This window comes from Streptomyces sp. DT224, assembly GCF_049844595.1.
Lineage (GTDB): Bacteria > Actinomycetota > Actinomycetes > Streptomycetales > Streptomycetaceae > Streptomyces.
On record NZ_JBNCLI010000009.1, the window covers coordinates 244,721 to 260,278 of the forward strand.

The 15,558-nt window shown below is 72.3% G+C and carries 20 protein-coding genes; 12 read left to right on the forward strand and 8 right to left on the reverse strand.

The window, feature by feature from the left end:
• The first annotated feature begins 21 nt into the window (after positions 1-21).
• From ACLQ2N_RS23715 to ACLQ2N_RS23735, 5 genes are read left to right on the forward strand one after another with little or no spacing between them, the layout of a single operon-like run.
• The gene (locus ACLQ2N_RS23715) at positions 22-339 is read left to right on the forward strand and encodes a PAAR domain-containing protein (RefSeq protein WP_164640835.1); all 318 of its coding nucleotides are present in this window, start codon (positions 22-24) and stop codon (positions 337-339) included.
• On the forward strand, positions 336-743 hold the full coding sequence (locus ACLQ2N_RS23720) for a GPW/gp25 family protein (RefSeq protein ID WP_383297800.1): 408 nt from the start codon (positions 336-338) through the stop codon (positions 741-743). The genes ACLQ2N_RS23715 and ACLQ2N_RS23720 overlap by 4 nt, the downstream gene beginning before the upstream one ends.
• A complete protein-coding gene (locus tag ACLQ2N_RS23725; RefSeq protein ID WP_425816148.1) occupies positions 743-2,704 on the forward strand; it encodes a putative baseplate assembly protein in 1,962 nt (653 codons plus the stop codon). Before ACLQ2N_RS23720 ends, ACLQ2N_RS23725 begins: the two co-directional genes overlap by 1 nt.
• The gene (locus ACLQ2N_RS23730; protein ID WP_425816149.1) at positions 2,701-3,243 is read left to right on the forward strand and encodes a phage tail protein; all 543 of its coding nucleotides are present in this window, start codon (positions 2,701-2,703) and stop codon (positions 3,241-3,243) included. Before ACLQ2N_RS23725 ends, ACLQ2N_RS23730 begins: the two co-directional genes overlap by 4 nt.
• Positions 3,240-4,568, forward strand: a complete 1,329-nt coding sequence (locus ACLQ2N_RS23735) for an NADase-type glycan-binding domain-containing protein (RefSeq protein WP_425816150.1) — start codon at positions 3,240-3,242, stop codon at positions 4,566-4,568. The genes ACLQ2N_RS23730 and ACLQ2N_RS23735 overlap by 4 nt, the downstream gene beginning before the upstream one ends.
• A gap of 22 nt (positions 4,569-4,590) precedes the next feature.
• Here the strand turns inward: ACLQ2N_RS23735 and ACLQ2N_RS23740 are convergent, their stop codons facing one another.
• The 4 genes from ACLQ2N_RS23740 to ACLQ2N_RS23755 all read right to left on the reverse strand — a co-directional run bounded on the left by ACLQ2N_RS23740 (position 4,591) and on the right by ACLQ2N_RS23755 (position 7,097).
• Positions 4,591-6,066 (reverse strand): hypothetical protein, encoded by a 1,476-nt coding sequence (locus ACLQ2N_RS23740; protein ID WP_425816151.1) that lies wholly within the window; start codon positions 6,064-6,066, stop codon positions 4,591-4,593.
• Positions 6,044-6,232: a hypothetical protein gene (locus ACLQ2N_RS23745; RefSeq protein WP_425816152.1), complete on the reverse strand. Its 189-nt coding sequence runs from the start codon at positions 6,230-6,232 to the stop codon at positions 6,044-6,046. The genes ACLQ2N_RS23740 and ACLQ2N_RS23745 overlap by 23 nt, the downstream gene beginning before the upstream one ends.
• A gap of 166 nt (positions 6,233-6,398) precedes the next feature.
• A complete protein-coding gene (locus tag ACLQ2N_RS23750; protein ID WP_425816153.1) occupies positions 6,399-6,638 on the reverse strand; it encodes a hypothetical protein in 240 nt (79 codons plus the stop codon).
• A 54-nt stretch (positions 6,639-6,692) separates the two neighbouring features.
• A complete protein-coding gene (locus tag ACLQ2N_RS23755) occupies positions 6,693-7,097 on the reverse strand; it encodes a hypothetical protein (RefSeq protein WP_425816154.1) in 405 nt (134 codons plus the stop codon).
• Positions 7,098-7,219: 122 nt separating this feature from the next.
• On the opposite strand from ACLQ2N_RS23755, the gene ACLQ2N_RS23760 reads away from it, so the two are divergent.
• Together ACLQ2N_RS23760 and ACLQ2N_RS23765 are read left to right on the forward strand one after the other, a co-directional pair.
• Positions 7,220-7,996 carry a helix-turn-helix domain-containing protein gene (locus ACLQ2N_RS23760; RefSeq protein ID WP_425816155.1) on the forward strand — a complete coding sequence of 259 codons (777 nt, stop codon included), beginning with the start codon at positions 7,220-7,222 and terminating at the stop codon, positions 7,994-7,996.
• A gap of 5 nt (positions 7,997-8,001) precedes the next feature.
• Positions 8,002-8,241: a DUF397 domain-containing protein gene (locus ACLQ2N_RS23765; RefSeq protein WP_425816284.1), complete on the forward strand. Its 240-nt coding sequence runs from the start codon at positions 8,002-8,004 to the stop codon at positions 8,239-8,241.
• A 125-nt stretch (positions 8,242-8,366) separates the two neighbouring features.
• On the opposite strand, the gene ACLQ2N_RS23770 is transcribed toward ACLQ2N_RS23765, so the two are convergent.
• Positions 8,367-9,152, reverse strand: coding sequence for a maleylpyruvate isomerase family mycothiol-dependent enzyme (locus ACLQ2N_RS23770; protein ID WP_425816156.1), 786 nt, complete (start codon positions 9,150-9,152; stop codon positions 8,367-8,369).
• 321 nt (positions 9,153-9,473) lie between these two features.
• Here ACLQ2N_RS23770 and ACLQ2N_RS23775 point away from each other — a divergent pair, with 321 nt between their 5' ends.
• Complete coding sequence (locus tag ACLQ2N_RS23775; protein WP_425816157.1) at positions 9,474-10,808, forward strand: DUF4157 domain-containing protein; 1,335 nt, start codon at positions 9,474-9,476, stop codon at positions 10,806-10,808.
• A 12-nt stretch (positions 10,809-10,820) separates the two neighbouring features.
• Here ACLQ2N_RS23775 and pspAB read toward each other — a convergent pair whose 3' ends face one another.
• The gene (pspAB, locus tag ACLQ2N_RS23780) at positions 10,821-11,405 is read right to left on the reverse strand and encodes a PspA-associated protein PspAB (RefSeq protein WP_425816158.1); all 585 of its coding nucleotides are present in this window, start codon (positions 11,403-11,405) and stop codon (positions 10,821-10,823) included.
• 26 nt (positions 11,406-11,431) lie between these two features.
• Positions 11,432-12,343 carry a zinc metalloprotease HtpX gene (gene htpX / locus ACLQ2N_RS23785; RefSeq protein ID WP_425816159.1) on the reverse strand — a complete coding sequence of 304 codons (912 nt, stop codon included), beginning with the start codon at positions 12,341-12,343 and terminating at the stop codon, positions 11,432-11,434.
• A 173-nt stretch (positions 12,344-12,516) separates the two neighbouring features.
• Between htpX and ACLQ2N_RS23790 the strand changes: the two genes are divergently transcribed.
• From ACLQ2N_RS23790 to ACLQ2N_RS23805, 4 genes are read left to right on the forward strand one after another with little or no spacing between them, the layout of a single operon-like run.
• Positions 12,517-13,734, forward strand: coding sequence for a cytochrome P450 (locus ACLQ2N_RS23790; protein ID WP_425816160.1), 1,218 nt, complete (start codon positions 12,517-12,519; stop codon positions 13,732-13,734).
• Positions 13,735-13,748: 14 nt separating this feature from the next.
• Positions 13,749-13,928 carry a ferredoxin gene (locus ACLQ2N_RS23795; protein ID WP_425816161.1) on the forward strand — a complete coding sequence of 60 codons (180 nt, stop codon included), beginning with the start codon at positions 13,749-13,751 and terminating at the stop codon, positions 13,926-13,928.
• A gap of 50 nt (positions 13,929-13,978) precedes the next feature.
• Positions 13,979-14,257 (forward strand): type II toxin-antitoxin system Phd/YefM family antitoxin, encoded by a 279-nt coding sequence (locus ACLQ2N_RS23800; RefSeq protein WP_425816162.1) that lies wholly within the window; start codon positions 13,979-13,981, stop codon positions 14,255-14,257.
• A complete protein-coding gene (locus ACLQ2N_RS23805) occupies positions 14,250-14,654 on the forward strand; it encodes a type II toxin-antitoxin system VapC family toxin (protein ID WP_425816163.1) in 405 nt (134 codons plus the stop codon). The genes ACLQ2N_RS23800 and ACLQ2N_RS23805 overlap by 8 nt, the downstream gene beginning before the upstream one ends.
• Positions 14,655-14,758: 104 nt before the next feature.
• On the opposite strand, the gene ACLQ2N_RS23810 is transcribed toward ACLQ2N_RS23805, so the two are convergent.
• Positions 14,759-15,406, reverse strand: coding sequence for a TetR family transcriptional regulator (locus ACLQ2N_RS23810; RefSeq protein WP_425816164.1), 648 nt, complete (start codon positions 15,404-15,406; stop codon positions 14,759-14,761).
• Between the last annotated feature and the right edge of the window lie 152 nt (positions 15,407-15,558).

Consider the following 15,558-nt stretch of genomic DNA (forward strand, 5'->3'; position numbering starts at 1 on the left):
CCACCGAGGAGACCAACAGCCATGCCCCAGGCAGCCCGTACGGGCGACCCCACCGTCCACGGTGGCGTCATCGGCACCCCGCCCCCGGGCGCGGTGGCCGTCGCCACCGTGCTGATCGGAGGCAAGCCGGCCGCCGTCACCGGAAGCCTGCACGTGTGCGTCGTGCCCCCGCACGCCCTGCTCGGCCCGGGGAACGTCGTCATGCCGAACCCGGCGGCGGCCGTCGGCGGCGCGGTCCTGATCGGCGGGCTGCCCGCCGCCCGCATGGGCGACACCACGACCTGCGGTGCGAAGATCGTCATGGGCGCGCCCAACGTCCTGATCGGCGGCCCGATATGAGCGAGCACGGGTTCATCGGGCGCGGCTGGGGCTTCCCGCTGCGCGTCGGCGCCACGGGCGGCATCGGCATGGTCGAGCGCGAGCAGGAGATCGAGGAGTCGATCGGCCTGATCCTCGGCACCGCGCCCGGCGAACGCCCCATGCGCCCCGAATTCGGCTGCGGCATCCACGAGTACGTCTTCGCCCCCGGCGACGGCGCGACCGCCGGGCGGATCGCCCATGAGGTGCGCACGTCCCTGGAGCGCTGGGAGCCGCGCATCGAGGTCCGGGACGTGGTCGTCGCGTACGACACCGTCGAGGAAGGCACGCTCTACATCGACGTGCACTACACCGTCCGGTCCACCAACGACCTGCGCAACCTCGTCTTCCCCTTCTATACGATCCCCGAGGCGGGAGCCCGCTGATGTCCCTGACCCCGCCCAATCTGGACGACCGCCGCTTCCAGCAGCTCGTGGACGAGGCCAAGCGGTACGTCCAGCAGCGCTCGCCCGAGTGGACCGACCACAACGTGTCGGACCCCGGGGTCACGCTGATCGAGACGTTCGCCTACATGGTCGACCAGCTCCTGTACCGGCTGAACCGGGTGCCGGACCGCAACTACTTCGCCTTCCTGGACCTGCTCGGCGTGCGGCTGTTCCCGCCGACGGCCGCCCGCGCCGACGTCGACTTCTGGCTGTCCGCACCCCAGCCGGACACCGTGCGCCTGCCGGCCGGCACGGAGGTGGCGACCGCGCGCGGAGAGACGGAGGAGGCGGTCGTCTTCTCGACCGGCGAGGACCTGGCGATCGTGCCGAGCTCCCTCGTCCGCCTGGTCACGGTCCCGGCGTCCGGCGAGCAGACCGACCGCACCGCGCCGCTCGCCGAGGGCCGGGACATCCCCTGCTTCCAGGCCCGGCCCCAGCCCGGCGACGCCCTCCTGTTCGGACTGCCCACCGCCGTGCCCCGCTGCATCGTCGCCGTACGCCTGGACAGCCGGGTCGAGGGCGTCGGCGTCGACCCCCGGCAGCCGCCGCTGGCCTGGGAGGCGTGGGACGGCGCCCGCTGGGTGCCGTGCGCGACCGGCGTCGACTCCACCGGCGGGCTCAACAAGCCCGGCGAGATCACGGTGTTCGTGCCCGCCGGGCACACCGAGTCCGTCACCGCGGGCATCCGCGCGGGCTGGCTGCGCTGCCGGGTCACCGAGGCCTCCCCCGGCCAGCCCTTCTACTCCGAGTCCCCGACGATCCGCGAGGCCGAGGTCTTCACCGTCGGCGGCACGGCCGGCGTCGAGCACGCGGAGACCGTGCACGACGTGCCGCTCGGGACCTCCGAGGGCGTGGCCGGCCAGACGTTCGCCGCGCCCCGGACGCCCGTCCTGCTCGACGGGGAACCGCCGCTCGTGGAGGTGTCGTCGGCCGACGGCTGGCAGACCTGGACCCCGGTCGACCACTTCGGCGCCTCCGGGCCGGGCGACCGGCACGTGGTGATCGACGCCGTCGCGGGCCGGTTCGCCTTCCCGCCCGAGGTGCGCGAGGCGGACGGCACCATGCGGGCGTACGGGGCGGTGCCCCCGAAGGGCGCCCACATCCGCCTCGCCCGCTACCGCACGGGCGGCGGCGCCGCCGGGAACGTGGCGCGCGGCGCGATCCGCGTCCTGCGCAGCTCCGTCCCGTACGTCGCCGGGGTCGACAACCGCGAGGCGGCGCGCGGCGGCGTGGACGGCGAGACCGTCGAGAACGCGAAGCTGCGCGCGCCGCAGATCCTCCGCGTCCAGGAGCGGGCCGTCACCGCCGAGGACCACGAGGCGATCGCCCGCGAGGCCGCGCCCTCGCTGCGCCGGGTCCGCTGCCTGCCCGCCGCCCCGGGCGAGGGCGGCGCGGTCCGCGTCCTGGTCGTGCCCGACGCGGTCCCGGACGAGGGCGGCCGGCTCCGCTTCGAGCAGCTGGTCCCGCCGGACTCCGTGCTCGCGGCGGTGGCCGGACGCCTGGACGAACGGCGGCTCGTCGGCACCCGCCTGGTGGTCGAACCCCCCGCCTACCAGGGCGTCACCGTCGTCGCGGGCCTGGTCGCGGACGAGGGCGAAACGGACCGCGTCCGGGCCGCCGCGCTCGACGCGCTCTTCCGCCTCATCGACCCGCTGAGGGGCGGCGCGGACGGCACCGGCTGGCCGTTCGGCAGGCCCGTGCAGTACGGGGAGGTGTTCGCCGCCCTCCAGGCCGTGCCCGGCGTCCGCCTGGTCGACGAGGTCCGCCTGTTCCCCGCCGACCCGCTCACCGGGAGGCGCGGCGGGGCGGTGGACCGCATCGACATCGCCCCGAACGCCCTGGTCTTCTCCCACCAGCACCAGATCGCGGTCACCGCCGCCGGGCCCGGTGAGCGCCGATGACCCGGGCCGCCGTCCCCGGCCTCCCCAGCCGCTACCCGATCGGCGCGCTGCTGCCCGCCCTCTACGCGGACGACGACCTCGCCCAGCGCTTCACGGCGGGCCTGGACACCGTCCTCGCCCCGGTCCTGTCCACGCTCGACAACCTCCCGGCCTACTTCGACCCGGCCCTGACCCCGGACGACTTCCTGCCCTGGCTCTCCTCCTGGGTCGGCGCGGGCATCGACCCGTCCTGGCCGGAGGACCGCCGCCGCGCCGCCGTCGCCCGCGCCGTGGAGATCCACCGCCGCCGGGGCACCCGCCGGGGCCTGGCGGACCACCTGCGCCTCTGCTTCGGCGTGGAGGCGGACATCCAGGACGGCGGCGGCGTCTCGTGGTCGTCCGAGCCGGACTCCGCGCTGCCGCCCGCCCCGACGGGCGAACTGCTGGTCCGGATCCGGTCGGACCGCCCCCTGGACGAGGCCCGCGTCCTGGCGGTGGTCCGCGCCTCCTGCCCGGCGCACCTGACCTGCCGGGTCGAGATCACAGGGAGCCCCGCATGACCCGCCCATGCCCGACCTGCGGCGCCGCGAACGCGGACGACGAGGACTTCTGCGGAAGCTGCGGTACGTATCTGGGCTGGTCGACGCGGGTACGGCCCGGGGGGCCGCACCCGGACCCGGCGGAGCCGGACGCACCCCCGGCGCCGGACCCGGACCCGGTCGCGCCACCGGCACCGGAACCGGAGCGGCGTACGGCCCCGGGCCCCGCCGCGCCCGCGCCGGACCCGGCCCCCGAGCCGGAGCGACGCACGCCCCCGAGCCCCGCCGCGCCCCCCGCGCGCGACCCGGACCCGGCCCCCGTCCCGGAGCCGCGTGCGACGCGGCGCTCGGCGTGGAGGCGGTCCCCGGAGCCGGAGCCGGCCGCTACGCCGGACCCGGCCCCGCGCCCCGCCGCGCCCGCCGCGCCCCCCACGCCCGAGCCGGTCCCGGCCTTGGAGCCCCGGACGGCCCCCGCCCCGCCCCCGGCCGCCCCGCGGCCCCCCGCGCCCGCCCCCGTACAGCCCGCGCGGCCGAAGCCGCCGGAGCCGGTGCCGGGTCCGGCCGAGGAGCCCATCGGCGCGGTCCTGCCCGGCGTACCGATCGCCGCCCGCCCCACCGTCAGGACGGCGGCGGCGGACGACGAACCGGACGGCGAGCCGTGCCCCTCCTGCGGCACGAACAACCGCCCGGGCCGCACGTTCTGCCGGAACTGCGCCGAGCCCCTGAAGCCCCGTGCCCAGGCGGCACCGCTGCCCTGGTGGCGGACCCGGTGGCCGTTCAACCGCCGGGTGCGGGCGGGCTCGGGGAGGCTGCTGCGCGGCAGCCTCATCGCCCTGGTGATCGCGGGGCTCCTGGTCGCGGGCTTCCTGCTGATCCCGGCGGGCCGTTACGTCGTGGAGGACGTACGGGACAAGCTCGGCGGTACGGGCGAGGTGAGCCCGCTCAAGGTCACCGCGAACGAGGCCGCCCCCGGACACCCGGCGAAGGCGGCGGTGGACGGTGTCACGAACACGTACTGGGGCGCGCCGAAGACGGGCGACGCGCTGACGGCGGAGTTCGAGGACCCGTTCCGGCTGGTCGGCGTCACGGTCCACACGGGCGTCTCGACGAAGGCGGAGGTCTTCCAGAAGGGCGCCAGGCCGACCCGGGCGGACCTCCTCATCACGACGAAGGACGGGAAGCAGCACGAGAAGACGATGACCCTGGCCGACAAGCCGGGCGAGCAGACCCTGCGCATGGGCATCAGCGACGTCGTATCGGTCCGCTTCACGGTCCGCGAGGCCGCGGGCCAGGGCGGGGGACACCCGATCGCCCTGGGCGAGATCGAGTACTTCAAGCGGACGTAGCGGTATACGAGCCGGCACCCACCTATCTGACAGGTTCAAGCAGGTCAGCCGTGGTCAACCCGGTCTCACCATGGACGAGCTGGAGGGCGACTTCGGCGCGAGCGGCCAGGTCGAGGGGGTCGAGATCCTCGGTGTAGGAGGCATGGACGATGCGGTCGAGGCCGGCGCCGAGGAGCGGGGCGGCGGTACGAAGGGAGGCTTCGAGCGCGACACCGTGGGTGGCGCCGCCGTGGAGGATGATGTTGCGGGTCCGGTAAAGACGGCGCATAGCGACGCGGAACGCCTTGGCGACTTCATTCAGCTGGGACCGGGGACTGGCGAGCAGGCCGACCATCCGCTGGGCGGCGGCCTGATCGCTGTAGCCGGTGGCTCTGGTCAGAACGAGAGCCTCGGCCCCGGCGGCTACGAGAGCGTCGGCGACCAGGCGGGCGGCTTCCCTGTTCGTAGTGGAGGCGGCCACCGCTCGGTAGAGATCGTCCGGCTCGCTGGGGTTGTGGCGGTGAGCCAACGTGGTGAGCTCGGCACGGGGCCAGGAGCAGGCGATGATGGCGGCCATTCGGTCGGCGGCGATTGCCTTTCCGGAGCGCTCGCCATCGCCCTTCGGATCGTCGGCGTGGACAAGGAGAGACTCCACGGCGGCCCAGCCACCGGCGACCGCGGGCGCGAGCGCCCCGCGGTTGACCGCGGCGGCGAGCTCCAGGGCATCGTCGATGCGACCGCGTCGGCTGTCGACCTTGTACAGGTGTCCCTCATGGACAAGGGACAGGACGTCGGCGCCCCTGGCGGGAGGGGACAGCGGGACCGGATGGGGATGACCGGCAACCCAGATACGGGGAACCGGGACCACACCGCCGCGGTGGGCGCGAAGGTACTGGGACCGGGCGACCATCCGGTCCAGCAGTTGCCGGGCCTGCTCGGCCGCCCCGTACGGGTCGAGTGCGTCGAGCCGGTAGACGAAGCCGCCGCCGGTGCGAATACCAGAGGGGTCGTGCCCGTTCTCCCTGAGCCAGGTGACGACCCCACCCTTCGAGCGCCAGTGATCGAGCGGTTCGGCGAGTTCATGGCGGCCCGGCACCTTCTCCAGCGCCACCAGGACCTCGTGGGGGCGAGGGCGGGTGCGGGCGAGCTCGGCGGCGGATTCCGCGATTTCCACAGCTCCGACCCGCTCGCGGTTGAGCGTCCTCGCCCAGCCCTTCAGATAGCTGGCGCTGAAGCCGAGGTCGAGCAGGTGCGCGGCCGTGGTCCGGGAGAAGCGCTCTGGCTTGACTCGCTTGTCGTCCTCCACCTTGAGCGCGCGTGCCCAGCGGTCCAGGTAGCCGACGCGGACATGACCGATGATCTCCTTCAGCCGTCGTCGTTCAGGGCTGGGGTCCGTGAGCGGGTGTTGGAGCAGCAGGTTGATTTCCTTGCGGAGCTCCCGGTCACCCAGTCCTTGATCGGGGCCGATCAGTGCCCTCAGCTCGTTGCGCTGCCAGTCACACGCGGATGCCGTGAGCACATTGTGGGCCTGCCAGTGCCTCCCACAGTTCCTCCAGGGCCAGCACAGCCCCGATATCCCATAGCCGGCGCGGCCACGGCGTCCCCTCGTCGGTGAAGAAGTCTGTCATCCGGGCGAGGACGCGGCGCGCGTAGGCGTCGGGCTCCGGAGCTGCGGCAATGGCCATCCATGCACCCTATCGACGCGCTGCACGCGGGTAGCCGGCTCACGATCGCCGTGCTAAGTTGGGAGCAGACTTGAAGGGGTACTCGCTACGGCCACTATCCCTCTATCATTTGGCTCGCACATCACGTGGTGTGCGAGCCGTTTTTCTGCCCAGAACGGGAGCCCGATCAGCGGACGTGCCGCTGCTCGTAGCGCGTCGCCGCGTCCAGGAGCCAGGTGTCCGGCCACTCCGCCCTGTCGACGGGACCGATCAGCCGGGCCCCCTCCACACAGCGGGGGTCGTCGGCGAGGGCGAGGCCGCTGACGGCCTCGATACGGACCAACTGGTCTTCCTCGCCCCACAGGGTGTCCCGCACGCGGTGCGCACGCCCGGCCCGCACCTCATCGACCAGCTGGTACCCCGACATGGCCTCGCCCCCTGTGTCCACTTGCCCGACGGGCAGAGTAATCCGCTGGAGCAGCTACTCCTCGGACACGAGCTGCGCGGTCACCACGCCGTGCAGCAGCTCCGCGTCCACGAAGTCCCCGTCCTCCGGCGGCCCGCAACGCCAGCTCAGCGGATAGGTGTTGCCGTGGGCCGCCGGAATCCCCACGTACTGGTCCCGCACGGCGGGACCGAAGCACTTGGCGCCGGGCGGCCAGTCGAAGTCCTGGCTGGCCCCGGGCTCCAGCAGGAAGTACGTCCACCGCGCCCCCGCGAACTCCCGCACCACCGGCCCCGGATCACCGTCCGTGAGGGTCGCCAGATGGTGTACCACCGCCTCACCGCGTACGCCCCGGAGCCGGATGGCGTCGAAGTGGATTCCGCTCAGGTGGAGTTGGTGCCCCGAGGAGGGAACCCATTCGGGGAGATTCTTTTCCGTCATGGCCCTAAGCATTCCGTCGCGTGCGTAGCGTGACCAGGAGGGCGCGATCCACATCGGTGAGATGTGGGGTTGGATGGTGAGCTGTGGGGTCGAGTGGCGAAGTCTCGCACGGGCGAAAGCTCGTGGGGGAGCTGATCCGTATCCACCGGGTGCGGGCCGGGTACACGCAGAAGGGCGCGGGGGAGAAGCTGCGCGTCTCCGAGTCGCTGATGGGCGCGGTGGAACGGGCGGAACGGATTCCGACGACCGAACTGCTGCTGGACTCGGAGGAACTGTTCGAAGCGTGCGGCGCGTTGAAGGCGTGCATCGACTTCGTGGACGAGGAGAAGTACTCCCCGAAGTTCCTGGACTGGGCGAAGCTGGAGCGGACGGCCCGGGTGATCAGCGCGTACGAGACGATGCTGATTCCGGGGCTGCTTCAGTCGGAGGCGTACGCGACCGCGCTGCACCGCTCCCGCGTACCGGCATACTCGGAGGCCGAGATCATCCAGCATGTCGAGGCACGGCTGGAACGGCAGGCGGTGCTGGACCGCACGCCGCCGCCGCGTGTGGGGTACGTCATCGAGGAATCGGTCCTGGACAGGGCGTTGGGCGGTCCGGAGGTGCTCAGGGAGCAACTGCTGCATCTGCTCGACTGCATCGAGCGATACAACCACCTGACGGTTCAGGTGATGCCGACCACGCAGCACACCCACGCCGGGTTGATGGGCCCGATGCAGTTGATGACTACCTCGGAAGGGCGCAGTCTGCTGTACGTGGAGGGCCAGAGCGGCGATAGGTTGATCTCCAAGCCGGAGCAGGTGGGCGACATGTTCGACCTCTTCGGCATCTTGCGGGCCCAGGCGCACAATCCCTGGACGTCCGCAGAGGTCATCAAGACGAAGGTGAGTCAACTGTGAGCCACATGTCCGGGCTGACCTGGTTCAAGTCCAGCTACAGCGGCAACGAGGGCGGGGCCTGCATCGAGGTCGCCTACGACTGGCACAAGTCCAGCTACAGCAACAACGAGGGCGGGGCCTGCGTAGAGGTGGCCACCTGCCCCCACTCCATCCACGTCCGCGACAGCAAGCTCACCGACGGCCCGACCTTCGCCGTCGCCCCGACCGCCTGGACCGCGTTCCTGGGCCACGCGACCGCGCACTGAAGCGGCTTGCTCGCCCCGCGACGGAGGCACAGATCCCGGAGAGCGGTGCAGCCGCTCTCCGGGCCGGACCCGACGACCTCGACCGTTCAACTCCGGCCCCGTCCCGTCGCGTCGTCGACCACGCCTTACGCGTTCGGGTCCCAGGCGAAGAGCCGCTCGAAGATGACCGGGTCGCCGTCGATCTTCACCGAGTCCATCGGGGTGCGGCCGTAGAACCACAGGACCAGCTCACCGGCCGTGCCCTGGGCGGAGGCGTCGGCCGGGGCCTCACTCTCGCCGGCAGCCGGGAGGCGGACGGCGCGGGCGCCGTCCGCCTCGACCGTGAAGCGCCAAGAGCGGCCCTCGGTGGCGTGGTAGTCGACGACGGCCGGCTCGTGCGGCCAGGCGCCCGACCACGCGCAGCAGGTGAACAAGAATTCCTCGACGCCGTCCAGCGCCACCTCCGCCGGCAGCGGCTGCGCGGCGCCCACGGTGAGCTGGGCGTCATAGGTGTGCATCGCGATCTCCTGAAGCTGGTGCCGGGCGACGGCACCGCTGGTCCGCGGCGACTGCGAGGCGCCCCACCACGACCAGCACTCGGCGTCCGGGCCGGCCTCCCGCAGGCTGTCCAGCAGCTCCTGCGTCGCCGCGGCGAGCCAGGCCACCAACGCCCCTCGCTCCCGGGGTGCCTGCGCCCCGGCGCGTGCCGCCACGGCCTCGGCCGACGGGGCGTCGGCCGGACCCGCCTCGACGACAGCGGCCCAGAACGGGCGGCCCGAGCCCAGGTGCCGCGCCAGGTCGAACAGCGTCCATTCCGGACAGGTCGGCACCTGCGCGTCCAGGCTGGGAGCGGCGGCTATCGCGGCCCGGAAGGCCGTCGCCCGTTCGTCGATGAGTCGCAGCAAGGCAGGGAATTCCAGGGTGTTCTGCACGCAGGATGTCTATCACTGCTCCGCGTGCAACCACACGCGGATTCTCGCAGCCGACGCGGCGGGCGCGCGGCACGGTCCGCGCATCTTCGGGCGGAGGGGTGCCTTGCTCTCTGCGCGCGAGCACGGCCGCGCCGCACTGATCGCGGCGTCAGCGGCGGCGCCCCAGGGCGACCCTTTCTCGGCCGCCCCACGGCGCGACCCGGGCGGCCTTCCTGGGGGGCGCCCTCCGGGGCCAGCCAACTGTGCCCCGCCGGACCTGGATCCGATCCCGCGCTCCGGGATATGCAAGGTAGGACACGCTCCCCGCAGGAAGAGGTCCCCATGCGCAGCCAGGACGGTGCCGAGAAGGCAGACGCGCCGCGCGGGCCCGGCCGGGCCCGGAAGCCGGGGGCCGCGGCCGCCGCACCCGCCACCGAGTGGCTCGCTCTCCAGGGCAGCGTCGGGAACGCGGCCGTGGTCCAGATGCTGCGGGCCGCCGGCCACGCGCACTGCGGCCACGAGGAGGCGGAGCGGCCGGTGCAGCGCGCGGCCGTCACGGACGTGCTGCGTTCCGCCGGACGGCCGCTGGACGGCGCGGTCCGGTCCGAGATGGAGTCCCGGCTCGGGGCGGACTTCTCCGACGTGCGCATCCACACCGACGCCGCCGCCAGGGCCTCGGCCGCCGGGGTCGGGGCTCGCGCCTACACCTCCGGGCACCACGTCGTCATCGGCGACGGCGGGGCCGACAAGCACACGCTCGCCCATGAGCTGACCCACGTCATCCAGCAGCGCCGGGGGCCGGTCGCCGGTACGGACAACGGTGCCGGACTCCGGGTGAGCGATCCCGGCGACAGGTTCGAGCGCGAAGCCGAGGCGAACGCGACACGGGTGATGAGGGGGCCGGCACCCGGACGCGGCGAAGGCGCCGAACACCGGACGGACACGAGGACGGCCGCCCGGACCGGTGAGACCGTGCAGCGTTACACCGACGTCGAGGCGGACGGGCAGAACCTTCGCGCGTCCGAGAACGGTCTCTTCCTGACGCGCCCCGACACCCCCTACGTCTGGGTCCGGGAGGACGCGCCGGCGCACAGTGTCGCACCCGCCCTGAGGCGGGAGGACAACGAGACGATGCAGTGGAACGGGGGGACGTACTTCAGGCACTGGCTGGGCGGCGACGTCCAGCAGGACTGCCTGCACGCCGCCGAGGAGATCATCAACAACCGTGTCCGCGAACTCGGTTGGGGCGAGGGTGAGTACAGCACGATCGAGACCACCAGCAGCCGCTACGGTCCGACCGAGGTGTTCGGTCAGGCGGACGCGACCAATCGCCGCCAGGCCCGGCAGTTCGCCGGCCCGAAGAACGAGATGGCCGATCCCCGGGCGGGAGAGGCGTTCGTCATCGTGGTCACCAAGCCCGACCCGGACAAGGAGATGAGCCAGTTCCACGCCGGCGCGGTAGTGGCCCGGGACGGGAACGACTGCGTCGTCCTGGAAGCCTGGTCGGACGGGAACAGCCCGCCCAACCTGGCAGCGGCCGACTCGGCGATCTACACGGTGGGAGACCTCCAGCGGTCATTCCACTCGGCCTACGGCGGACCGGGCGCCTACTTCGAAAAGGTCGGAACGACGACGGTCGTCATCAGGTCGCACCCCGACGTGGTCAACGCACCCTGACCGCGGATGCCCTCACAGCCCCGGCGCCCCCCACACCGGAAACCACCGGGACAGGTCCTGCTCCACCCGGAGATCGTCGCCCAGCGCGGCCCGGACCTCCAGCTCCAGCCGGTTGTCGCGCTTCTCGGCGCCGCCCGGCACCGGGGCGAACGGATAGAAGGTGCCGCGCTTGTACAGGTACACCAGCGCCAGCGCACGCCCGTCCCCGTCCCGGAAGGCCACCAGCGAGCACAGCAGCTGCGGGCCGAAGCCGCCGTCCTGGAGCAGGGTGTTGACCGCGTGCAGGTCGTTGACCAGGGCGGCGGTGTCCTCCGGCGGCCGGCGGGCGAGCAGCCAGGTGTAGCCGTACGCGTCACGGCTGAACTCCACCGGGACGCCGCCGCGCCCCGCGTCCGCGTCGAGCAGTTCGCGTACGTCCTGCCGGACCCGGGCGAAGGCGGAGCCCTCCACGCCCGCGAAGCACACCGAGCCCAGGCCCGTCGGCGTGAGGCCCGTCGCGGCCCGGAGGGTCAGCGCGGCGGACGGGACGGCGAAGAGCTGGTCGAGGTCGGGGCGGACCGGCTTGCTGCGGCCCAGGATCGTGTCGAGCAGGCCCACGGGGACTCCTTGCGGACGGACGGCCCTCACGGACGGGACAGGTCGGCCGAGATGCGGGCCAGCTGGTCGAGGCGCTGTTCCAGCGTCGGGTGCGTGGAGAGCAGCCGGCCGATGCTCTCCTTCGAGGCGAAGGCCGGGACGAAGTAGAAGGCGTTGTACGGCTCCGCCTTCCGCAGGTCCTCCGTCGGAATCCGGGCCATCTGGCCGCTCACCTTGGTGAGGGCGGAGGCGAGGGCCGAGGGGCGGCCGGTGAGGAGGGCGGCCGTGCGGTCGGCGGTGAGTTCCCGGTAGCGGGAGAGCAGCCGGGTGAGCAGGAAGCTCAGCGCGTAGACGACCGCGCTGACCAGCGGGATGAGCAGGACCAGGACGCCGGCCGGGTCGTTGCCGCGGCTGTTGCGGGCGAAGCCGCCCCACAGCGCGACCCGGGTGATGATCCCGGCCAGGACGCCGAGGAACGAGGCGATCGTCATCACGGCCACGTCCCGGTGCGCGACATGCGACATCTCGTGCGCGAGGACGCCCTCCAGCTCCTCCGGCTCCAGTCTGCGCAGCAGCCCCGTCGTCGCGCAGACGAGCGAGGACCTCTGGCTGCGCCCGGTCGCGAAGGCGTTCGGCACATCGCTCTCCGCGATCGCCACACGCGGTTTCGGCATATCGGCAAGGGCGCATATCCGGTCGATCGCCCCGTGCAGCTCCGGCGCCTCGGAGGGGGAGACCTCCCGGGCGCCCATGCTGAACGCGGCGATCCGGTCGCTGAACCAGAACTGGGCGACGAACATCCCGCCGGTGATCACGAGGATGATCGGCCAGGCCCCGCGCAGCACCGCCAGGAGCACGCCGACCAGCACCACGTACAGCAGCCCGATCAGGAACATGGTGATGACCATGCGCGTGGTCAGGCCGCGGTCGGCGACGTACCGGCTACGGGTTCCGGCCATGGCGGACCTCCGCTCCTCGCCTCTCTCCATGGTGCTCCTCGGCGGCCGAAAGTGGATGCCGGTGCTCCGTTCGCCGGATATGGCCGAACATCACCTGGGCCAAGTAGATGCCTGAGGCATCTAGTGAGGGTGATCGGCAGGACCACCACACCCCCCTCGTTGCGAGGTCCGTCATGACAGAGACCCAGTCCGAGCCCCAGCCCGCGCCCGTCGACTTCCCGCAGAACCGTTCCTGTCCCTACCACCCGCCCACCGGCTATCCGAGCGCGAGCCGCGGGCAGCGCCCGGTGTCCCGGGTCCGCCTCTTCGACGGCCGTACGGTCTGGCTGGTGACCGGGCACGCCGAGGCGCGGGCACTCCTGACCGACTCCCGGCTGTCGTCCGACCGCTCGCACCCGGACTTCCCGCTCTTCGCGCCGAGGCTCGCCGCGGTCAGGCGGCGGCGCCTGGAGCTGCTGGGGGTGGACGACCCGGAGCACAAGGAGCAGCGCCGGATGCTGATCCCGAGCTTCACGGTCCGGCGGACGGCGGCGCTGCGGCCGCGCATCCAGGAGACCGTGGACCGGCTGCTCGACGCGATGGTGGCGCAGGGGCCGCCGGCCGAACTGGTGGAGGCGTTCGCGCTGCCGGTGCCGTCGACGGTCATCTGCGCGCTGCTCGGGGTGCCGTACGCGGACCACGAGTTCTTCGAGGACCGCTCGCGCAAACTGCTCCGGGGACCCGGGCCGGAGGACGTGGTCACGGCCCGGGAGGACCTGGACGCGTACTTCCGCGAGCTGATCGGGCGGAAGCGGCGCGAGCCGGGCGACGGGCTGCTGGACGAGCTGATCGCCAGGCAGCTGGAGACCGGGGCGGTGGAGCGGGACGCGCTGGTGCGCCTGGCGGAGATCCTGCTCGTGGCCGGCCACGAGACGACCGCGAACATGATCTCGCTCGGCACGTTCACGCTGCTCCGGCACCCGGACCAGCTCGCCCGGCTGACCGAGGGCGGCGCGGACGCGGTGCCGGCCGCCGTGGAGGAGCTGCTGAGGTTCCTGTCCATCGCCGACGGGCTGTCCCGGGTGGCGGTGGAGGACATCGAGATCGGCGGGGAGACGCTGCGGGCGGGGGAGGGCGTGCTCCTGTCCACCGCTGTGGTCAACCGGGACGCGGCCGTCTTCGAGTCGCCGGACGAGCTGGACCTCGGGCGCGGGGCGCGCAACCACGTCGCCTTCGGCTTCGGCATCCACCAGTGCCTGGGCCAGAACCTGGCCCGCGCCGAACTGGAGATCGCCCTGCCCGCGCTCTTCCGCCGGCTGCCGGGGCTCCGGCTCGCGGTGGACCCGGAGGACATCCCGTTCAAACCGGGCGACACGGTGCAGGGCCTGCTGGAACTGCCGGTGACCTGGTGACGGAGGAGAACCCCATGCGGATCGACATCGACAAGGACGTGTGCATCGGCGCGGGCCAGTGCGCCCTGGCGGCCCCGAAGGTGTTCACCCAGGACGAGGACGGCCTCAGCGAACTCCTGCCGGACCCCGAGCCGGGCCCGATGGTCGCGGAGGCGGTACGGGCGTGCCCGGTGGGGGCGATCAGGACGCGATGAAGGGTTCCGGCTCCGTAGCACTGCGTAGCTCATCGCGCTACGGTGGACGTATGAGGACGATTACGCAGCGGGAGTTCCGCAACAGCTCCGCCGACGTGATGGACGCCGTGGAGGCGGGTGAGGTCTTCCACATCACCCGCAACGGCATAGAGGTTGCGGAGCTCCGGCCGCTCACGCGGAAGCGGCGCCTGAGTGCCGAAGAGCTGGTGGCGAGGCACAGGCGTCTGCCACGCGTGGACAGCGCCCTCATGCGGCAGGAAGCGGACGAGTTCTTCGGCGACGAGGACCGTGCCGGGGACGACGACCCCTGGGAGCGGGCCCGTGGCTGAGCGTTACCGGGCTGGTGTACTCGACACCTGCACGTACATCGACCTCGACCTGCTGCGGGCGGAGGACCTTCCCGCCTTCCCCCTGCTCACCGCCGTGACCATGGCCGAGCTGCAGCAAGGTGTGGCGATGGCCGAGGACGCCGCCGGGCGGGCCGCGCGCATGGAGAAGCTCGGTGCCGCTGTGGCCGATTTCGAGCCGCTCCCCTTCGATGGAGAGGCGGCCGCGCGCTACGGGAGCCTGGTCTCCATGACCCTCGCCGCAGGTCGCGACCCCCGGCCCCGGCGCATGGACCTGATGATCGCCGCGATCGCCTCCGCCGGTGAGCTGCCGCTGTTCACGCGTAACGCGGGCGATTTCAAGGGGCTCGAAGGGGTGCTGACGGTCGTCCCCGTGTGACCCCGTCCGGATACGCCGACGGCGGACCACAGGCGTGGTCCGCCGTCGGTGAGACAGGACCTGGGGGCGCCGGGGTCACCGTGCGTCGCCCCAGCGAGGGCGCGTTACTTCGCGGGCTTCTTGCCGGTGATGCCGAGGTGCACCAACTGCGCCAGGTGCGGCTTGAGTTCGGCCTGCTTGACGCCCCAGGCCGTGAAGCCCTTCTGGTGCGAGGCGACGCCGGCCAGCATGACGACCAGGGAGCCCGCCATCGCGGCGGCGCTGATGTCCTTGTCGACCCTGCCCTTCGCCTGGAGCTCCTTCACGGACTCCGTCAGGGAGCCGGTCACGGAGTTCAGGACCTTCATGCGGATCTTGTTGAACCGCTTGTCGCCCTCCGCCGCGCCGAGGTCGATCACGCGCAGGATCGCGTCGTTGCGGCGCCAGAAGTCGAGGAAGCCCTCCACGAGTTGTTCGGAGGTCTGCCAGCCCGCCTTGCCGACCCAGGAGCGCCCGGCGACCAGTTCGGTCAGCCCGGCCCCCTCCTTGGCGACGTCCTCGGCGAGTTCGAGGACGGCACCCTCGACGTCGGGGAAGTACTGGTAGAAGGTCGCTGGTGAAGTCCCCGCCCTCCGGGCGACGTCGATGACTTTGACGTCCCGGTACGGCGAGGAGCTGAGCATCTCGCTGAGGCAGTCGAGCAGCTTCTGCCGCGTCGCCTGACCGCGTCGACCGGCCACGCGGCCGTCGACGGTGCGTACTTGTCCTGTCATGCCGTCAGCTTACCGACGGGTGATCGGAGCGCGATTCGGCCGAAGCAAATGGGGAACGAGGCCCATGCCGCCCCCGCGACGGCCTCCCGGCACCACAGTCCGAACAGTGTTATTAACAGCCTGTGGATAACTTCGGTGGATAACTTTCGAAC

Excerpts from the sequence above, each read along its gene's own strand:
- ACLQ2N_RS23755 (WP_425816154.1), bottom strand. The coding sequence starts at position 7,097 with ATGACGGAAAAGAATCTCCCCGAATGGGTTCCCTCCTCGGGGCACCAA.
- ACLQ2N_RS23750 (WP_425816153.1), bottom strand. The coding sequence starts at position 6,638 with ATGTCGGGGTACCAGCTGGTCGATGAGGTGCGGGCCGGGCGTGCGCAC.
- ACLQ2N_RS23745 (WP_425816152.1), bottom strand. The coding sequence starts at position 6,232 with ATGGCCATTGCCGCAGCTCCGGAGCCCGACGCCTACGCGCGCCGCGTC.
- ACLQ2N_RS23790 (WP_425816160.1), top strand. The coding sequence starts at position 12,517 with ATGACAGAGACCCAGTCCGAGCCCCAGCCCGCGCCCGTCGACTTCCCG.
- ACLQ2N_RS23795 (WP_425816161.1), top strand. The coding sequence starts at position 13,749 with ATGCGGATCGACATCGACAAGGACGTGTGCATCGGCGCGGGCCAGTGC.
- ACLQ2N_RS23810 (WP_425816164.1), bottom strand. The coding sequence starts at position 15,406 with ATGACAGGACAAGTACGCACCGTCGACGGCCGCGTGGCCGGTCGACGC.
- ACLQ2N_RS23775 (WP_425816157.1), top strand. The coding sequence starts at position 9,474 with ATGCGCAGCCAGGACGGTGCCGAGAAGGCAGACGCGCCGCGCGGGCCC.
- ACLQ2N_RS23730 (WP_425816149.1), top strand. The coding sequence starts at position 2,701 with ATGACCCGGGCCGCCGTCCCCGGCCTCCCCAGCCGCTACCCGATCGGC.
- ACLQ2N_RS23715 (WP_164640835.1), top strand. The coding sequence starts at position 22 with ATGCCCCAGGCAGCCCGTACGGGCGACCCCACCGTCCACGGTGGCGTC.
- ACLQ2N_RS23720 (WP_383297800.1), top strand. The coding sequence starts at position 336 with ATGAGCGAGCACGGGTTCATCGGGCGCGGCTGGGGCTTCCCGCTGCGC.
- ACLQ2N_RS23735 (WP_425816150.1), top strand. The coding sequence starts at position 3,240 with ATGACCCGCCCATGCCCGACCTGCGGCGCCGCGAACGCGGACGACGAG.
- htpX (WP_425816159.1), bottom strand. The coding sequence starts at position 12,343 with ATGGCCGGAACCCGTAGCCGGTACGTCGCCGACCGCGGCCTGACCACG.
- ACLQ2N_RS23765 (WP_425816284.1), top strand. The coding sequence starts at position 8,002 with ATGTCCGGGCTGACCTGGTTCAAGTCCAGCTACAGCGGCAACGAGGGC.
- ACLQ2N_RS23725 (WP_425816148.1), top strand. The coding sequence starts at position 743 with ATGTCCCTGACCCCGCCCAATCTGGACGACCGCCGCTTCCAGCAGCTC.
- ACLQ2N_RS23800 (WP_425816162.1), top strand. The coding sequence starts at position 13,979 with ATGAGGACGATTACGCAGCGGGAGTTCCGCAACAGCTCCGCCGACGTG.